The sequence below is a fragment of the Pseudomonas sp. CNPSo 3701 genome, from assembly GCF_028674975.1.
GTDB classification, from domain to species: domain Bacteria; phylum Pseudomonadota; class Gammaproteobacteria; order Pseudomonadales; family Pseudomonadaceae; genus Aquipseudomonas; species Aquipseudomonas straminea.
The window spans coordinates 22099-40498 of the sequence record NZ_JAQZSI010000005.1; the positions used below are offsets into that span (position 1 = coordinate 22099).

The 18400-nt window shown below is 65.2% G+C and carries 18 protein-coding genes; 12 read left to right on the forward strand and 6 right to left on the reverse strand.

The window, feature by feature from the left end; genetic code table 11:
* Positions 1-60: 60 nt before the first annotated feature.
* Positions 61-930 (reverse strand): acyl-CoA thioesterase II, encoded by an 870-nt coding sequence (tesB, locus tag PVA39_RS16730; protein ID WP_274125021.1) that lies wholly within the window; start codon positions 928-930, stop codon positions 61-63.
* A 121-nt stretch (positions 931-1051) separates the two neighbouring features.
* A complete protein-coding gene (locus PVA39_RS16735) occupies positions 1052-1618 on the reverse strand; it encodes a GNAT family N-acetyltransferase (RefSeq protein WP_274125022.1) in 567 nt (188 codons plus the stop codon).
* Positions 1619-1655: 37 nt separating this feature from the next.
* Between PVA39_RS16735 and PVA39_RS16740 the strand changes: the two genes are divergently transcribed.
* From PVA39_RS16740 to PVA39_RS16755, 4 genes are all read left to right on the forward strand, one after another.
* Positions 1656-2576, forward strand: coding sequence for a histone deacetylase family protein (locus tag PVA39_RS16740; protein WP_274125024.1), 921 nt, complete (start codon positions 1656-1658; stop codon positions 2574-2576).
* A 116-nt stretch (positions 2577-2692) separates the two neighbouring features.
* A complete protein-coding gene (locus tag PVA39_RS16745) occupies positions 2693-3196 on the forward strand; it encodes a TM2 domain-containing protein (protein ID WP_274125025.1) in 504 nt (167 codons plus the stop codon).
* 87 nt (positions 3197-3283) lie between these two features.
* Entirely contained in the window at positions 3284-4516 is a 1233-nt protein-coding gene (locus PVA39_RS16750; RefSeq protein ID WP_274125026.1) for a TIGR03862 family flavoprotein, read from the forward strand.
* A 20-nt stretch (positions 4517-4536) separates the two neighbouring features.
* Positions 4537-4899, forward strand: a complete 363-nt coding sequence (locus tag PVA39_RS16755; protein ID WP_274125027.1) for a VOC family protein — start codon at positions 4537-4539, stop codon at positions 4897-4899.
* Positions 4900-4923: 24 nt separating this feature from the next.
* Here the strand turns inward: PVA39_RS16755 and PVA39_RS16760 are convergent, their stop codons facing one another.
* From PVA39_RS16760 to PVA39_RS16770, 3 genes are all read right to left on the reverse strand, one after another.
* On the reverse strand, positions 4924-6252 hold the full coding sequence (locus tag PVA39_RS16760) for a DEAD/DEAH box helicase (protein ID WP_274125028.1): 1329 nt from the start codon (positions 6250-6252) through the stop codon (positions 4924-4926).
* A gap of 148 nt (positions 6253-6400) precedes the next feature.
* Entirely contained in the window at positions 6401-7003 is a 603-nt protein-coding gene (locus tag PVA39_RS16765) for a 3'-5' exonuclease (RefSeq protein WP_192294495.1), read from the reverse strand.
* 7 nt (positions 7004-7010) lie between these two features.
* Entirely contained in the window at positions 7011-7490 is a 480-nt protein-coding gene (locus PVA39_RS16770) for an NYN domain-containing protein (RefSeq protein WP_075931845.1), read from the reverse strand.
* 164 nt (positions 7491-7654) lie between these two features.
* On the opposite strand from PVA39_RS16770, the gene PVA39_RS16775 reads away from it, so the two are divergent.
* The 3 genes from PVA39_RS16775 (at position 7655) to gudD (ending at position 11037) form a co-directional block, all read left to right on the forward strand.
* Positions 7655-8314 carry a YciC family protein gene (locus tag PVA39_RS16775; RefSeq protein WP_147176828.1) on the forward strand — a complete coding sequence of 220 codons (660 nt, stop codon included), beginning with the start codon at positions 7655-7657 and terminating at the stop codon, positions 8312-8314.
* Positions 8315-8353: 39 nt separating this feature from the next.
* Positions 8354-9394, forward strand: coding sequence for a LacI family DNA-binding transcriptional regulator (locus PVA39_RS16780; protein WP_274125031.1), 1041 nt, complete (start codon positions 8354-8356; stop codon positions 9392-9394).
* 296 nt (positions 9395-9690) lie between these two features.
* Complete coding sequence (gene gudD / locus PVA39_RS16785; RefSeq protein ID WP_274125032.1) at positions 9691-11037, forward strand: glucarate dehydratase; 1347 nt, start codon at positions 9691-9693, stop codon at positions 11035-11037.
* A gap of 137 nt (positions 11038-11174) precedes the next feature.
* On the opposite strand, the gene PVA39_RS16790 is transcribed toward gudD, so the two are convergent.
* Positions 11175-12056 (reverse strand): LysR family transcriptional regulator, encoded by an 882-nt coding sequence (locus tag PVA39_RS16790; protein ID WP_274125033.1) that lies wholly within the window; start codon positions 12054-12056, stop codon positions 11175-11177.
* Between the two features lie 155 nt (positions 12057-12211).
* On the opposite strand from PVA39_RS16790, the gene speB reads away from it, so the two are divergent.
* The 5 genes from speB (at position 12212) to PVA39_RS16815 (ending at position 18383) form a co-directional block, all read left to right on the forward strand.
* Complete coding sequence (gene speB / locus PVA39_RS16795) at positions 12212-13171, forward strand: agmatinase (RefSeq protein ID WP_274125035.1); 960 nt, start codon at positions 12212-12214, stop codon at positions 13169-13171.
* Positions 13168-13545 carry a YybH family protein gene (locus PVA39_RS16800; RefSeq protein ID WP_274125036.1) on the forward strand — a complete coding sequence of 126 codons (378 nt, stop codon included), beginning with the start codon at positions 13168-13170 and terminating at the stop codon, positions 13543-13545. Before speB ends, PVA39_RS16800 begins: the two co-directional genes overlap by 4 nt.
* A gap of 201 nt (positions 13546-13746) precedes the next feature.
* Positions 13747-15246: a purine-cytosine permease family protein gene (locus PVA39_RS16805; protein WP_274125037.1), complete on the forward strand. Its 1500-nt coding sequence runs from the start codon at positions 13747-13749 to the stop codon at positions 15244-15246.
* Positions 15247-15302: 56 nt separating this feature from the next.
* The gene (locus tag PVA39_RS16810; RefSeq protein ID WP_274125038.1) at positions 15303-16685 is read left to right on the forward strand and encodes a sodium:solute symporter; all 1383 of its coding nucleotides are present in this window, start codon (positions 15303-15305) and stop codon (positions 16683-16685) included.
* 96 nt (positions 16686-16781) lie between these two features.
* The gene (locus PVA39_RS16815; RefSeq protein WP_274125039.1) at positions 16782-18383 is read left to right on the forward strand and encodes a 5-guanidino-2-oxopentanoate decarboxylase; all 1602 of its coding nucleotides are present in this window, start codon (positions 16782-16784) and stop codon (positions 18381-18383) included.
* Positions 18384-18400: the final 17 nt, after the last annotated feature.

The window sequence follows — 18400 nt, forward strand, 5'->3', positions numbered from 1 at the left end:
GCAAGCGTGGAATCGAGGCCGCAGCATACCTGCTCGCTAGCGGTTGATCACACCTACACCTCAGCGCCAGTCTTCACGCAGGCGGATCAAACCTTCCTGGGCGACCGAGGCGACCAGTTGGCCCTGGCGGTTGAATACGCTGCCACGCGAGAAACCGCGGGCATTGCCAGCCCATGGGCTGTCCATGGCATAGAGCAGCCAGTCGTCCATGCGCAGGTTGCCGTGGAACCAGATGGAATGATCGAGGCTGGCGACCTGCATGAACTTCTGCCACACCGACACGCCGTGGGGCAGCATCGAGGTGGTCAGCAGGTTGAAGTCCGAGGCGTAGCCCAGCAGGTACTTGTGAATCGCCGGCGTGTCCGGCAGTTCACCGTCGGCGCGGAACCACACGTACTTGGCCGGCTCGCTGACCTGGGGTGAAAACGGATTGTCCACGGTGACCGGACGGATCTCGATGGGCTTGTCGAACAGCACGCGCTCGCGCACCCGTGGTGGCAGCGAGTCGGCCACCAGGCTGGCCAGTTCGGTCTCCGAGCGCAGGCTTTCGGGACCCGGCACGTCGGGCATCTGCACCTGGTGGTGAAAGCCATCTTCCTGGTTCTGGAACGAGGCACTGCAGGTGAAGATCGCCTTGCCCTTCTGCACCGCCGTTACCCGGCGCGTGCTGAAACTGCCGCCGTCACGCACGCGGTCGACCTGGTAAACCACCGGCAGCGTGGCATCGCCTGGGCGCAGGAAGTAACCGTGCAGCGAATGCACATGGCGGTCGGCCTCGACCGTCTGGGTGGCCGCCGACACGCACTGGCCAAGTACCTGACCGCCAAAGAGCTGGCGAAAGCCCAGATCCTGGCTGACGCCGCGGAACAGGTTTTCCTCGATGGCTTCCAGGCTCAGCAGTGCCACCAACTCATTCAGGACTTGACTCATAAGCGATCTCCACGGGCCCTATCCAGGGCAATGCTGCGACACGCGCGGGCTGCGCGGATGCTGAATGGTAATGCCTTTGCCGCCGCTCAGGAATCGCGCCGTGGTGTCACTGACGACAGGCTCAGTCCTGCTTCGGCCATTCGCTGCGAGGCATTTCGTACAGCACGTGGCGGCGCAGCGGGTGCCCAGTCGCCAGCGACGGGTGTTCGAATTCGCCGGCCGCCTGCATGCCGAGTCCCTGCATCACCCGCTGCGACGGCGCGTTGCTCAGTGTGGTGAACGCTACCACGCGATCCACCGCCAGCTGCGTGAAGGCAAAATCCAGCGCGGCCCGTGCCGCTTCCTGGGCCAGGCCCTGGCCCCAGAATGCTGGCGACAGGCGCCAGCCGATCTCCACCGCCGGCGTGAAGCGTGTCTCGAATCCGACATGGGCCAGCCCGGTCATGCCGACGAAGCGGCCATCCTCGCGGTGCCACAGTGACCAGAAGGTAAAGCCATGATCCGCGAAGTGCTGTTGCAGGCGAATGAGCAACGCCTGGCTCTGCTCGCGGCCCAGGAGCGCCGGAAAATAGCGCATCACCGCCGGGTCCGCGCACAGCGTGGCCAACTCGTCCAGGTCCTCGTCACGCCAGGCGCGCAGGAGCAGGCGCGGCGTCTGCAGCGCGACCCCATCCCTTTCGCTTCTCATGCATACTGCCTCAGGTTCACCCGATGACCGCCATTGTATGCCCCTGCCGCTGATCTACCACGATGACTACAGCCCGCCGTTTCCCAACGGCCACCGCTTCCCGATGGAAAAATTCCGCCTGCTGCGCGACCACTTGGTGGAAAGCGGCCTGACCCGGGACGAGGACCTGTTGCGCCCCGAGATCTGCCCAGCCGATATCCTTGCCCTCTGCCACTGCCCCGCCTATATCGAGCGCTACCTGAGCGGTGAGCTGAGCTATGAAGATCAGCGCCGCCTCGGCCTGCCCTGGAGCCCGGAACTGGCGCGGCGTACCGTGCGGGCCGTCGGCGGCTCGCTGCTGGCCACCGAGCAGGCACTGCAGCACGGCCTGTCCTGCCACCTGGCCGGCGGCACCCACCATGCCCATTACGATTACCCGGCGGGCTTCTGCATCTTCAACGACTTGGCGGTGATCGCCCGCTACCTGCTGGAAAGCGGCAAGGCAGGACGCGTGCTGATCTTCGACTGCGACGTGCACCAGGGCGATGGCACCGCACGCCTGCTCGAGCACGTGCCCGAGGCGGTCACCGTGTCCCTGCACTGCGAGCAGAACTACCCGGCGCGCAAGGCCAGCAGCGACTGGGACATCCCCCTGCCACGCGGCATGGGCGATGCCGATTACCTCAAAGTGGTCGACGACACCCTCAATTACCTGCTGGCCCTGTACCAGCCGGATATCGTGCTCTACGACGCTGGCGTCGACGTGCACAAGGATGACGCCCTGGGCTACCTGCAACTCACCGACGCTGGCGTCGCCGCCCGCGACGAGGCCGTGCTCAACCACTGCCTGGGCCGCGACATTCCCGTGGTCGGGGTGATCGGCGGCGGCTACAGCAAGGACCGCCACGCCCTCGCCCGCCGCCACGGCATCCTTCACCATAGCGCCGCGCGGGTATGGCAGCAGCGAGGGCTCGGGTAGCGCCGCTGCGAGCAGACCTTCCCACAACAAAAAGGTGCTCACAGAATAATGGCTGACTGCTAGCAGCCTCCTCTGCCCGCTGCTAGAGTCGCCGCCTCACACACAAGGATGTTTACATGCAAGCTAATGCCTACCAGGCGCCCAGCGCCAACCTCGAAGTAGAAAGCGTGTACTGCCGTCAATGCGGCTCGCCCATTACCGCCACCGCGCAGACCTGTTCGAACTGTAATGCCAACCAGAACCTCAACCCTCGAAGCAAGATCACCGCAGGCCTGCTCGCACTGTTCCTCGGCGGTCTCGGCTTCCATCGCTTCTATCTGGGCCAGTGGTGGGGGCTGTTCTATCTGCTGTTCTGGGGTACTGGTATTCCAAGCCTGATTTCGCTGATTGAGGCCATCGTGTTCTTCTGCACCAATGACCAGAAATGGAATGCCAAGTATGGCCGCAGCAAAGGCAGTGCCTGGCTGCTGGGCCTGGGCGGTGTCTTCGCCATACTGGTCATGATCGGTACCCTCTCTGCCATTGCCATCCCCGCTTACCAAAAATATGTTGAGCGGGCCAAGGCCGCACAAGCCAGCATGCAACAGCAGGCCGAACCGCAGTTGCGTCAGCAGCAGTAAGCATCGCGGGTGCCGCACTGAGCGGCGCCCATACTCGACGGTGAAGCCTGCGTTAGAATGCGCGCCTGCTCAACTTCGCCAAGTCTTATGACCCAGAAATCCCCATCCGTCGCCATCATCGGCGGCGGCCCTGCCGGCCTGATGGCCGCCGAAACCTTGGCGCTCGCTGGCGTGCGGGTCGACCTCTACGACGCCATGCCCTCGGTAGGCCGCAAGTTTCTGCTCGCTGGCGTCGGTGGCATGAACATCACCCACTCCGAAGCCTATCCGGCCTTCGTTGGCCGCTACGGCGAGCGCGAGGGGGAAATCCACGCCCTGCTGCAAGGCTTCGATGCCGACGCACTGCGCGAATGGATCCATGGCCTGGGCATCGACACCTTCGTTGGCACCTCGGGCCGCGTATTTCCTACCGACATGAAGGCCGCGCCGCTGCTGCGTGCCTGGCTCAAGCGCCTGCGCGAGGCCGGTGTGCAGTTGCACACCCGGCACCGCTGGCTGGGCTGGAATGCCGCCGGCAGCCTGCGTGTGGCGGGCCCCGAAGGTGAACAGGTGATCTGCGTCGACGCGGTGCTGCTGGCCCTGGGCGGCGGCAGTTGGCCGCGGCTCGGCTCCGACGGCAGCTGGGTGGCGCATCTGCAGCAGGCTGGCGTGCCCGTCGCGCCATTACAACCGAGCAACTGCGGGTTCGACGTGGCTGCCTGGAGCCCGCTGCTGCGCGAAAAATTCGCCGGTGCGCCACTGAAGAACGTCGCCCTCGGCTTGCCGGATGAAGCGCCGCGCCCCGGCGAATTCGTGCTGACCGCCACTGGTATCGAAGGCAGCCTGGTGTATGCGTTGTCCGCCGGCATTCGCCAGCGCATCACTCGCGACGGCAGCTGTACCGTCTACCTCGACCTGCTGCCACAGCGCAGCGAAGCGGCCCTTGGCAACGCCTTGAGCAAACCTCGCGGCTCGAACTCCATGGCCAAACACCTGCATCGCCAGGCGGGCCTGGATGGTGTGAAGGCCGCGCTGCTGCGCGAGGTGACGCCCGCCGAGCACTTCACCGATCCGCAGCGGTTGGCTGCCGCCATCAAGGCGCTGCCGATCACGCTATGCCAGGCGCGCCCGATCGAGGAAGCGATCAGCAGCGCCGGCGGCGTGCCGTTCGAAGCCCTTGACGACAATCTGATGCTGACGCAACTGCCCGGCACTTTCTGCGCCGGTGAAATGCTCGACTGGGAAGCGCCCACTGGCGGCTACCTGCTCACCGCCTGCTTCGCCAGCGGCCGTGTGGCCGGTCAGGGCATGCTGCGCTGGCTCAAGGCGCAAAACCGATAATCCAGGGAAGAGGAAAATCCATGCTCACCTGCCTGCAACTCAAGACCTTCGTTCCAGCCAGGGACTACCCGCTCAGCCAGGCCTTCTACACCGCCCTGGGCTTCAAGCCGGCCTGGCAGACGGACGAGATGAGCTACTTCAGCCACGGCGAGCGCTGCGCCTTTCTGCTGCAGAATTTCTACGTGAAGGAGCAGGCGGAGAATTTTGTCATGCACCTGATGGTCGATGACGTGCAGGCCTGGTGGAGCCATGTGCAGGCAGAAAACATCGCCGAGCGCTTCGGCGTACGCACCATCGCCCCAGAGGATCAGCCCTGGGGCATTCGCGAATTTATCGTCTTCGACCCCAGCGGCGTGCTGTGGAAAATCGGCCAGGAAATCTGAGCCCGGCCGCTTCCGTCGCCATTGCTAACGCTTCCCCTTCGGCTTACCACCGAAACTCGGCACCTTGCGGATAGCCTTGACCGGCGGCTCGGCCGGCTCGTCGCTTTCCATCCAGCGGCCCAGACCACCGGCTTTACCGCCGCCCACCACCTTGGGCTTTTTCGGTTTCTTGGGCTTTTTCACCACCAGGCCACCAGCGACCGTCTGCGGCACGCGGTGATCGGGGATGAAGTCCGGTTCGTCGACGCGCGGCAGGATCTGCTGGATAAGCGCTTCGATGGCCGACAGCAGTTGCACCTCGTCGGCGCAGACCAGCGATACCGCCTGACCAGTGGCGCCGGCACGGCCGGTGCGGCCGATGCGGTGCACGTAGTCTTCGGCGACGATTGGCAGGTCAAAGTTGACTACCAGCGGCAGGTCGTCGATATCCAGGCCACGGGCGGCCACGTCGGTGGCGACCAACACGTCGACTTCGCCAGCCTTGAAGCGCTGCAGGGCACGCAGGCGCGTCGGCTGCGGTTTGTCACCGTGGATCGAGTCGGCGCGAATGCCTTCGGCCAGCAGCGCCTGCTCGAGCTCGTCGACGCCCTTGCGGGTCTTGGCGAACACCAGCACTTGCGACCATTTCTTGCTGCGATACAGGTGCAGGAACAGCTCGGCCTTGCGCTTCTTGTCCACCGGAATCAGCCACTGCTTGACCGACTTGGCGGCGGCGTTGCGCGGGCTGACTTCGATGCTCAGCGGGTCGCGCAGCATTTCCTTGGCCAAACCGCGGATGGCGTCGGAAAAGGTCGCGGAGAACAGCAGGGTCTGGCGCTTCTTCGGCAGGGCAGCGAAGAGGTCATCCAGCTCGCGGGCAAAGCCCAGGTCGAGCATGCGGTCGGCTTCGTCGAGCACCAGCACCTGCAGCTGGGAAAACTTCACCGCGTTCTGACGGTACAGGTCGAGCAAACGGCCCGGCGTGGCGACCAGCACGTCAAGGCCCTTGCGCAGCTTCATCATCTGCGGGTTGATGCTGACCCCGCCGTACACCGCGTAACTGCGCAGGGGCAGGAACTGAGAGTAGGTCTGCACGCTCTGCTGCACCTGCTCAGCCAGCTCGCGGGTCGGCACCAGCACCAGGGCACGCACCGAATTGCTGGCCACCACCGGGCCTTCCATCATCAGGCGCTGCAGGATCGGCAGGGTAAAAGCGGCGGTCTTGCCGGTGCCGGTCTGCGCCGCCGCCATGATATCGCGGCCCTTGATGATCGGGCCGATGGCCTGGGCCTGAACGGGCGTCGGGGTCTTGTAGTCGAGGCCGTCGAGACAGCGCAGCAGGGGTTCGATCAGGCCGAGGGAAGCGAAGGTCATGGCGGGCACATGGTGAGCTAAGGAAATGGCGCGCAGTTTAGCGCGTCCGGGTGGCTATCGCTCGGCCGTTGCTGCCCGAGGGAAGTAGCCTTCGAGCGCAGCGACACCCGGCAAAGACAAACCTGGGTATCGCTGCGCTCAACCCAGGCTACGCGGCAGCGAGCAGCGCGCGCACCTTGGCGGCGGACATGCCCTGCAGCTGACGCAGGAAGTCGTGATCGACAGCGCTGCGCCCGTGCTGTTCGCGCAGCACCTTGCACAGGTGCAGGGTCAGGTTGGCAGCCATTTCCGCATCGGCCAGCGCCCGGTGCGCCTTGCCGGTATCGGGCAGCCGCGCCCAGCGGTTGAGGTTGCCGAGCTTGTGGCTCGGCGCACCCGGCAGCAGACGCCGCGACAACAGCAGCGAACAGGCGAAATGCTGCACGCGGGTACGGCCGATCAGGCCCAGCTCGGCGTCCCAGAATTTCTGGTCGAAGGACGCGTTGTGCGCCAGCATCGGAATGTCACCGACGAACTCGGCGACCTCGTGCATCACCTCGGCCGCCGGTGGCGCGCTGCGCACCATGGCGTTGCTGATGCCGGTCAGTTGCTCGATGAAGGGCGGCACCCAGGCGCCGGCGTTCATCAGGCTCTGGTAGCGGGCGGTGATCTGCCCGCCTTCGATGATCACCACACCGATTTCGGTGGCGCGCGCCTGTTGGGCCGGCGACATGCCGGTGGTTTCGAAGTCGATGACAGCGATGGGTTTCACAGGAACCTCAGTGTTTGAGCAACAGATGGCCCTCGATGGGCACGTAACGGCTGGCTGCGCGCACCAGCGACTGCGCGGTCAGCCCGGGCACGCCGTAAGCCACGGCTTCGACGCCATGACGCTGGCGAATGCGCTCGAGCAGCAGGTCGAAATCACCGTCTCCGGAGGCCAGCACCACGCTGTCGACATTCGCCGCGGCGTCCATCACGTCGATGGTGATGCCCACGTCCCAGTCGCCCTTGGCCGAGCCGTCGCTACGCTGGATGTAGGGTTTGAGCTTCACGGTGAAGCCCAGGTTGCGGAGGATCTGCTGGAACTGCTGCTGCTTGGGATCCCCGCGGTCGATGGCATAAGCGTACGCCTCGACGATCTCGCCGCCCGCCGCCAGCTCGTTCCACAACGCTGTGTAGTTGAAGTGGCAGCCATAGGCCTGGCGCACGGTGTAGTAGAGATTCTGTACGTCGGCGAACACGGCAATTTTCTTCACCGGACATCCTCACAAGGGCTCGCGCAGGTTGCACGGGCGGCCAGTATGCCAGCCCTGGCCCCTAGAGGTCGAAGGCAGCGCCACGGCGGCGACGAACGTGATCACTGGTGGCAGGCCGGCCACGCTCGTATCATGGCCGCCTGTTTTTCTGGCTGCGACCATTCATGAATCCCCTCGACGCCCTGCGTGACGCCTGGTTCTTCTTCCGGCAAAACCTCTTGCACATCCTTGTGCTGTGCCTGCCCTTCCTGCTCCTCGAAGCCTTCCTGAGCCTGCACCTCGAAGACCTGGTCGGCGCCGCCAAGGTACCGCTCTATGAAGTGCTGCTCGGCCTGTTCTTCTATCCGCTGTACAGCGCCGCGCTGATCCTGTTTATCGATGCGCGCAGCCGCGGCGAAGCGCCGGGCAAGGGCGCGCTGGTGGCAATGAGCCTGAGCCTGTGGCCGCGCTTCGTGCTGCTGGCCGGCATCGGTACCCTGGCGATCATGCTCGGCTTGTCGCTGTTCATCCTGCCCGGGCTGTGGCTGATGGTGCGGCTGGTATTCGCCGACTACCTGCTGGTGCTGCGCGGCCTCACGCCGTTGCAGGCACTGCATGCAAGCCTGCAGCTGACCGACGGGCACTTCTGGCCGATTTGCACCTGCGTGATGCTGGTGATGGTGCCGCCATGGGTCGCCAGCTTCTGGGCCGGCGATATCGCCAGCGAGCCAGCCGCGCGCCTGCTGCTGGATATGCTGTTCGGCCTCTGCCAGCTGTTCACCACGGTGGTGGTGTTCCGCCTTTATATGCTGCGTGCGGGCGACAGCACGACGCGCCTGCCGTAACCTTCGGCTCTTTTACTGCACTCTAATCGAGGCCAGCCCGTGGCAAGAAAATCGCGCAGAGAACTGGCCAAAGACCGCGGCGACCTCGGCGATCTGCCGGTGACGGTCAAGGACGTGGCCCTCAAGGCCGGCGTATCGCCGATTACCGTGTCGCGGGCCATCCAGCGCCCCGAGCTGGTCAGCGACGCCACCCGCGAGCACGTGCTGGAAGTGGTGCGCGCCATGGGCTACGTACCCAACCTGATGGCCGGCGCCCTGGCCACCAGCAAGAGCCGCCTGGTGGCCATCGTGCTGCCGACCATCGCCAACTCGATCTACGCCAGCGTGGTGCAGGCGATCATGGATCGCCTCGCCGAAGCCGGCTACCACACCCTGGTCGGGCCCAGCGGCTACGTGCCCGAACAGGAAGAAGCCCTGCTGGCCGCCATCCTTGGCCGCCGCCCGGACGGCATCGTGCTGACCGGCACCTTCCATACCCAGGCCAGCCGCGAGCGCCTGTCGTCCGCCGGCATCCCGGTAGTGGAAGCCTGGGACCTGAGCGACGACGGCCTGGACATGCAGGTGGGCTTTTCCCACGAACATGTCGGCGCCGCCGTGGCCGAGCACTTCTTCGCCAAGGGTTACCGCCGCTGGGCGCTGGTCGGCGTCGACGATCCGCGGGCGCTGCGTCGCAGCAACGCGGTGACCGGCCGCCTCGCTGAGCTGGGTGTGGATAAGGTGGCAGTACAGACCTTACCGCTGCCCGCCACCTGGGAAGTCGGCCGCAAGGGCCTGGCCAACCTGCTCGATGCCGGCGAGCGACCCGACTTCATCTTCTGCAGCTCCGACACCGTGGCCCTCGGCGTACTCGCCGAAGCCTCCACTCGCGGGCTGAACGTTCCCGCCGACATTGCCGTGCTTGGCTTCGGCGACACCCTCAACGGCCAGTTCGCCAACCCGGCGCTGTCGACCGTCAGCGTCAATGCCTCGGAGATGGGCCAGCAGGTCGCTGAAGCCCTGCTGCGCCGCTTCGATGGACAACCGACCGAATCCCGCGTCGATACGCAGTTCGCCATCATCGAGCGGGGCAGCACGGCCTAGCCCTGACCGTAGGAGGGGTCGGGCCGCGTACTCGAATCGTGTGAACTGTGGGAGCGGGCCATGCCCGCGAATGAGATCGTAGGATGGGTGAAACCCATCGGCAACTGACGGGTTCACCTACGCGGCCCGCCCCATCCTACGTCCTACCTTTAAGGACCACATGCGCGTCCACCGTGCCGTAAATTTTCGCTTGAATGATAACGTTATCTGAATATGATGATAACGTTATCTTTCAGCACTGCCCGCCAAGGCAGCCAGGCCCACCGCAACGCCTTCAACGGCACAGGAACCACGCGATGAACAATAACAACACCCATGCAGGTACCCCGGTCATCACTGCTCTGGAAGTCATCCCAGTCGCCGGGCACGACAGCTTTCTGCTCAACCTCAGCGGCGGCCACGCCCCCTTCTTCACCCGCAACCTGCTGATCCTGCGCGACAACGCCGGCCACGTCGGCGTTGGTGAAGTGCCGGGCGGCGAAGCCATTCGCCAGACCCTGGAAGACGCCCGCCAACTGCTGGTCGGCCAGCCCATCGGCCAGTACCAGAAACTGCTCGGCCAGGTTCGTCAGGCCTTCGCTGACCGGGACTCCGGCGGCCGCGGCCTGCAGACCTTCGACCTGCGTATCACCATCCATGCTGTCACCGCTATCGAATCCGCCCTGCTCGACCTGCTCGGCCAGTACCTGGACGTGCCGGTCGCCGCCCTGCTCGGCGAAGGCCAGCAGCGCGATGCCGTGGAAATGCTCGGCTACCTGTTCTACGTCGGCGACCGCAAGAAAACCGACCTGCCCTATCGCCAGGAAGCCGATGCCGACAACGCCTGGTTCCGCGTGCGTAACGAAGAAGCGCTGGACGCCCAGGGTGTGGTTCGCCTGGCCGAGGCGGCCTACGAGCGTTACGGCTTCAAGGACTTCAAACTCAAGGGCGGCGTGCTGCGCGGCGACGAGGAAATCGAAGCGGTCACCGCCCTGGCCGAGCGCTTCCCGGAGGCGCGCATCACTCTGGACCCGAACGGTGCCTGGTCCCTGGCCGAAGCCATTCGCCTGTGCCGTGACCAGCACCATGTGCTCGCCTACGCCGAAGACCCATGCGGCGCCGAGAACGGCTATTCAGGTCGTGAGGTGATGGCCGAATTCCGCCGCGCCACCGGCCTGCCGACCGCCACCAACATGATCGCCACCGACTGGCGCCAGATGGGCCATGCGATCCAGCTGCAATCGGTGGACATTCCCCTGGCCGATCCGCACTTCTGGACCATGCAGGGTTCGGTGCGCGTGGCGCAGATGTGCAACGACTGGGGCCTGACCTGGGGTTCGCACTCCAACAACCACTTCGACGTGTCCCTGGCCATGTTCACCCACGTGGCAGCGGCCGCGCCGGGCAAGATCACCGCCATCGACACCCACTGGATCTGGCAGGATGGCCAGCACCTGACCAAGGAGCCGCTGCGTATCGAAGGCGGTCTCGTGCAGGTGCCGAAAAAGCCCGGCCTGGGCGTGGAGCTGGACATGGACGCCGTGGCCAAGGCCCACGAGTGCTACAAGGGCATGGGCCTGGGCGCGCGCAACGATGCGGTGGCCATGCAGTATCTGATCAGCGGCTGGACCTTCGATAACAAGAAGCCCTGCCTGGTGCGCTGAGCACGTTTAGTCAATTGGTGGGCTAGCGCCCACCCTGCAAAACTGTGGGAGGGCGCCATGCGCCCGAATCGCGAGTATGAGCTAGGCAGCCCCGCCCACTCCCACGGCCCGACGCTGATCTGGCTACAGTGGTTGACCTAACTGTGATTCAACTGCGCCTTGAGCCGATCACGAAAGCTCTGGATCAGCGGTTCCCGTGATCGACCACGGCGCAGCGCCAGGGTGAAGGGCGCCTGGTAGCCGAAGGTGGTGGGCAGCAGCACTTTCAGACGTTTCTGATCGGCCCACTGCTGGGCGTAATGCTCGGGCAGATAGCCAATATAGGCGCCGGACAGCACCAGAATCAGCTGCGCCTCCATCGACTCCACCGTAGCCGCGCTGTGCTTGAAACCATGGCGCGCCAGCTCGGTCTGGCTCCAATAGCCGCGGCCGACCATACGCTGCTGGGTGATCACTTCCGCCGGAATCTGCCGCTGGGTATACAGCGGGTGCCTATCGCTGCAGTAAAGCCAGTGCTGCTCGCGGTACAGCGCCTGGTAGATCAGCCCGTTGGTGCGCACCGAAAAGGCGCCGATGGCCAGGTCCAGCCGGTTCTCCAACACCCCCAGTTGCAACTCCGCCGGACTGAGCACTGCCAGGTGCAGGTGCACCGCCGGGTGTTCCTGGCTGTAGGCGCCGATCACCTCGGCCAACGGCAGGGACGGATCGCTCACCGTCGAATCCAGTACGCCCAGATTCAGGGTGCCGCGTAGCTCACCCTTGAGCGCCGCCGAATAGCGCTCGAACCCCTCCAGCTCGGCCAGCAGCCGCAGTGCCTCCTGATGGAACAGCTCGCCCTTGCTGGTCAGGCTGAAGCCGCCGCGCCCGCGATGGCAGAGCACGAAGCCGAGCTGCGCTTCGAGCTGGCTCATATAGGTGCTGATCGCCGAAGTAGAAAGATTCAGCTCCTGCTGCGCCGCAGCGAAACCCTGGTGGCGCACGACGCAGATGAACAGGCGCAGCAGCTTGAGATCAGGCATTGGCGAACCATGACGGTGGAGGAACTCGGTACATGCTAAAGCCTGCCCGTTAGTTTAGGAATTTCTGAACTGATTATTTGCCCTGCCCGATTCCTCCCGCCGCCAACCCTGACCAGAATCGGGCTCACGACAACCACAAGAACTGCGAGGCCCCCGTGGACAACTCCCTCCACCAGCCCCTGGGCGGCAACGAAATGCCCCGTTTCGGCGGGATCGCCACCATGCTGCGCCTGCCCCACGTGCAGGCACCTGAAGAGCTGGACAAGCTCGACGCCGCCTTCATCGGCATCCCCCTGGACATCGGCACCTCCCTGCGCTCCGGCACCCGCTTCGGGCCGCGGCAGATCCGCGCCGAGTCGGTGATGATCCGCCCGTACAACATGGCTACCGGCGCTGCCCCCTTCGACTCGCTGAACGTGGCCGACATCGGCGACGTGGCGATCAATACCTTCAACCTGCTCGACGCCGTGCGCATCATCGAAGAGCACTATGACCGCGTGCTGGCCCACGACATCATCCCGCTGACCCTCGGTGGCGACCACACCCTGACCCTGCCGATCCTGCGCGCCATGCACAAGAAATACGGCAAGGTCGGCCTGGTGCACATCGACGCCCATGCGGACGTGAACGATCACATGTTCGGCGAGAAGATCGCCCACGGCACCACCTTCCGCCGCGCTCAGGAAGAAGGCCTGCTCGACAGCCAGCGCGTGGTGCAGATCGGCCTGCGCGCCCAGGGTTACACCGCTGACGACTTCAACTGGAGCCGCAACCAGGGCTTTCGTGTGGTGCAGGCCGAAGAGTGCTGGCACAAATCCCTGGCCCAGCTGATGGAAGAAGTGCGCGCCAAGGTCGACGGCGGCCCGGTGTACCTGTCCTTCGACATCGACGGCATCGACCCGGCCTGGGCGCCCGGCACCGGCACTCCGGAAGTCGGCGGCCTGACCACCATCCAGGCGCTGGAAATCATCCGCGGCTGCCAGGGCCTGAACCTGATCGGCGGCGACCTTGTCGAGGTCTCCCCGCCCTACGACACCACCGGCAACACCTCGCTGCTGGGCGCCAACCTGCTCTACGAAATGCTCTGCGTGCTGCCGGGCGTGGTGCGTCGATGAGCCGCAAAGCCGAAGTGCTGAAGGCGGCTGCCGAGCTGGTGGACGCCTTCGCCCATAACGATACGCCGCGCTATTTTGGCTGTTTCAGCGAGGACGCCACCTTCGTGTTCCACACCCTGGCGCAGCCGCTGCTGTCGCGCGCGGCCTACCAGGCGGTGTGGCAGCAATGGCAGGCCGAAGGCTTCGCGGTGCTCGACTGCCGCTCCAGCAACGGCCACGTCAGCCTGCACGGCGACGTCGCGATCTTCATCCACGACGTCGCCACACATTTGCGCGTAGCCGGCGAGGAACAACACCTCAACGAACGGGAAACCATCGTGTTTCGTCACCAGTACGGCCGCTGGCTGGCCTGCCACGAGCACCTGTCGGCGTAGCGAAACACAGGCACCTAGGCGCGAGCGAGCCGCTGAAGTTCGCCGCGCCCGATACACCTTGCGACTTGGAACCCCTTGGGTTCCCCGCGGCCTTGCCGCACTGCCAAAACACCACCACCCGATGACTGTCGGGGGTGCATAACAGGATCAGCGTGCCTGCGCTGCCCCTATAAAAACCGTGAAAAGGCGCTGGAGAACACCATGAGTAACGCGACGCGTATCGAGACCTTCGGTGTCGAGCAGATTCCCGACAACCAACGCAGTGCTACCCCCACCGATCTGTTCCGCCTGATCTTCGGCGGCGCCAACACGTTCTCCACCGCCGTGCTGGGCAGCTTCCCGGTGCTGTTCGGTCTGTCGTTTCAGGCTGGTGCCTGGGCGATCATTCTCGGCGTCGCGGTCGGCGCGCTGATCCTCGCGCCGATGGGCCTGTTCGGCGCGCTCAACGGCACCAACAACGCGGTGTCCTCCGGTGCCCACTTCGGCGTGCACGGGCGCATAGTCGGCTCGTTCCTGTCGCTGCTCACCGCCGTGGCGTTCTTCTCGCTGTCGGTATGGAGCTCCGGTGATGCGCTGATCGGCGGCGCCAAGCGGCTGATCGGCCTGCCCGAGAACGACCTGACCCTGGGTCTGGCCTACGGCCTGTTCGCCGTACTGGTGCTGGTGGTGTGCATCTACGGCTTTCGCTTCATGCTGTGGGTCAACAAGATCGCCGTGTGGGCCTCCAGCCTGCTGTTTCTGCTCGGCATCCTGGCGTTCGCCGGGCCGTTCGATGCCAATTACGCCGGCACCGTCAGCCTGGAGCAACCGGGCTTCTGGGCCGCCTTTATCGGCGCGGCGCTGCTGGCGATGAGCAACCCGGTGTCGTTTGGTGCCTTTCTCGGCGACTGGTCGCGCTATATCCCCAAGCACACGCCCAAGCGCCGCATCATGCTGGCGGTGCTCGCCGCCCAGGCCGGCACGCTGATTCCCTTCCTGTTCGGCCTGTGCACCGCCACCCTGGTGGCCACTCAGGCGCCGGATTACATCGCCGCCAACAATTATGTGGGTGGCCTGCTGGCCATCTCGCCGGCCTGGTTCTTCCTGCCGGTGTGCCTGATCGCGGTGATCGGTGGCATGTCCACCGGCACCACCGCGCTGTATGGCACCGGGCTGGACATGTCGAGCCTGTTCCCGCGGCTGATGAGCCGCGCTGGCGCCACGCTGCTGATCGGCGTGGCGGCCATCGCCTTCATCTTCATCGGCCGCTTCGCCTTCAACCTGGTGCAGAGCGTGTCGACCTTCGCGGTGCTGATCGTGACCTGCACCAGCCCGTGGATGGTGATCATGATCCTCGGCCTGATCGTGCGCCGCGGCTTCTACCACGCCGATGACCTGCAGGTGTTCACCCGCGGCGAGCGCGGCGGGCGCTACTGGTTCCACAACGGCTGGAACTGGCGCGGCCTCGGTGCATGGATTCCCAGCGCGGCTGTGGGTTTGTGCTTCGTCAACCTGCCCGGCCAGTTCGTCGGCCCGCTGGGCGAGCTGGCTGGCGGCATCGACGTCAGCCTGCCGATCACCCTGGGCATGGCCGCGGTGTTCTATCTCACTCTGCTCAATCTGTTCCCCGAGCCGGCCAGCGTGTACGGCCCCGCCGGCCCGCGCTGGGTGCGGCTGAAACCTGATACCAGTGCCCCGGTGAAAGGTGCCGGGCTCGCCTGACCGCTTCGCACCGGGCGCGCTGCGCCCGGATACCCAAAAACAATGAGAACAGCACCATGATCCTCGATATTTCCGTCGTCATTCTCTACATCGCCGCCATGCTCGCGCTTGGCTGGTACGGCATGCGCCGCGCGAAAACCCGTGAAGATTATCTGGTTGCCGGCCGCAACCTCGGCCCTGGCTTCTACCTCGGCACCATGGCCGCCACCGTACTCGGCGGTGCATCCACCATAGGCACCGTACGCCTGGGCTACGTGTACGGCATTTCCGGTTTCTGGCTGTGCGCAGCACTGGGCCTGGGCATCGTCGGCATCAGCCTGCTGCTGGCCAAGCCATTGCTGAAACTGAAGATCTACACCGTCACCCAGGTGCTGGAACGCCGCTACAACCCGACCGCGCGCCACGCCAGCGCCTTGATCATGCTGGTCTACGCGCTGATGATCGCGGCCACCTCGACCATCGCCATCGGCACCGTGATGCAGGTGCTGTTCGGCATGCCGTTCTGGGTCGCCATCCTGGTCGGCGGCGGCATCGTGGTCGCCTACTCCACCATCGGCGGCATGTGGTCGCTGACGCTCACCGATATCGTCCAGTTCCTGATCATGACCGTCGGCCTGGTGTTCATCCTCATGCCACTGTCGATCAGCGATGCCGGCGGCTGGGATGCCCTGGTCGCCACTCTGCCGGCCAGCTACTTCTCCTTCACCAGCATCGGCTGGGACACCATCGTCACCTACTTCCTGATCTACTTCCTCGGCATCTTCATCGGCCAGGACATCTGGCAACGCGTGTTCACCGCTCGTAGCGAACGCGTCGCGCGCATCGCAGGCACCACCGCGGGCCTGTACTGCGTGCTTTATGGCCTGGCCGCCGCGCTGATCGGCATGGCCGCCAAGGTGCTGCTGCCTGAGCTGGACAACGTCAATAACGCCTTCGCCAGCATCGTCCAGCACAGCCTGCCGGACGGCGTCCGTGGCCTGGTCATCGCTGCTGCCCTGGCCGCCCTGATGTCCACCGCCAGTGCCGGCCTGCTGGCCGCCTCGACTACCGCCGCGCAAGACCTGTGGCCGCTGCTCGGCGGCAAGGACGAAGACGGCGACGTGCACAAGAACCGCCTGTTCACCCTGCTGCTCGGCGTCATCGTGCTGGCCATCGCCCTGGTCGTCAGTGACGTGATCAGCGCCCTGACCCTGGCCTACAACCTGCTGGTCGGCGGCATGCTGGTGCCTCTGCTGGGCGCGATCTACTTCAAGCGTGCAAGCACCTTCGCCGCCATCCTCAGCATGCTGTGCGGCAGCCTGACCGCCGCGCTGTTCATGTTCCTCGACGGCCTGGATGCCAATACGCCGATCTACTACAGCCTGGCCGTCGGCACCGCGACATTCTTCGTCGCCAGCCTGCTGTCGCCTCGTAGCGCTGCAGTCAGCCATGCGCTCTGAAACGCCTCATGCAATGCCCGCCTTCGGGCGGGTTTCGGCGAAGGTGACGCACTCACCTTCGCCCCTTTATCTGTCCCATGCGGAAGGAAGCAGCCCATGACCACCTGCGGCGAATTTCTCGTCAGACAACTCGAAGCCTGGGGTGTCGACACCGTGTTCGGCATTCCCGGCGTGCATACCGTGGAGCTCTACCGTGGCCTGCCGACCAGCGGCATCCGCCATGTCACCCCACGCCACGAACAGGGCGCCGGCTTTATGGCCGACGGCTACGCGCGCGTCTCAGGCAAGCCGGGTGTGTGCTTCATCATCACCGGGCCGGGGATGACCAATATCCTCACCGCCATGGGCCAGGCCTACGCCGACTCGATCCCGATGCTGGTGATTTCCAGCGTCAACGAGCGGTCGCGCCTGGGCCTGGGCAAGGGCTACCTGCACGAATTGCCCAACCAGCGCGCCATGGTGGCCGGCGTCAGTGCCTTCAGCCATACCCTGATGAGCGTCGAGGAACTGCCCGGTGTGCTGGCCCGTGCCTTCGCCGTATTCGAGGGTGAGCGGCCGCGCCCGGTGCATATCGAGCTGCCGCTGGACATCATCACCGCCGACGCTACGCACATGCCTCTGGCGCCGCGACCGACGCTGCGCCGCCCGGCACCGAACCGCACGCTGATTCGCGAAGCCGCCGAGCTGCTCAAGCAAGCCGAACGTCCTCTGCTCCTGCTCGGCGGTGGCTGCGTCGCGGCAGAAGCCGAAGCCCGCGCCCTGGCCGCCGCACTGGACGCCCCCACCGCGCTGACCATCAATGCCAAGGGCCTGCTACCGCCGGGCCATCCGCTGCTGCTGGGCAGCAACCAGTCGCTGCGCCCGGTACGCGATCTGGCGCGGGAGGCCGACGTGGTGCTGGCCATCGGCACCGAGCTGGGCGAGACCGACTACGACGTGGTGTTCGACGGCGACTTCCGCCTGCCTGGCCGGCTGATCCGCATCGACATCGACGCTCAGCAGTTGCAGCGCAACTTCACCCCGCACATGGCCATTCAGGGCGATGCGCGGGTGGCCATGCGCATGCTGCTGGCCGAGTTCGATCCGCGCGGCCCCAACGCAGAAAGTCCTGGCGCCCAGCGTACGGCCGCCGTACAGGCGCGGCTCGATGAAGGATTCGCTGGCTGGACGCACTACCGGCAGTTGTTCGACTGCATCCTCGATGCGCTGCCCGATGCCCGCTTCGTCGGCGACTCGACGCAAACCGTGTACAGCGGCAATCATCTGGTCGAGCTGGATGGCGCGCGGCGCTGGTTCAACGCCTCCACCGGCTATGGCACCCTCGGCTACGGCCTGCCGGCGGCCATCGGCGCCAAGCTGGCCGAACCAACGCGACCGGTGATCAGCCTGATGGGCGACGGCGGCATCCAGTTCACCATCGCCGAGCTGGCCAGCGCCGTGGAAGCGCGGGTCGGCGTCATCGTCCTGCTGTGGAACAACGCCGGTTATGGCGAGATCAAGCGCTACATGCAGCGCCGCGATATCACCCCGATTGCCGTCGACATCTACACGCCGGATCTGCTGGCCATCGCCCGTGGCTTTGGCTGCGCCGCCGAGCGTGCGCGTGACCATGCGCATCTGCAAACCCTGTTGCGTGAGGCACCAGATGACCGACCACTGCTGATCGAGCTGGCCGAGGCACCACCGTTCGCGCCGTGAGGCGACCGACTTTTCTT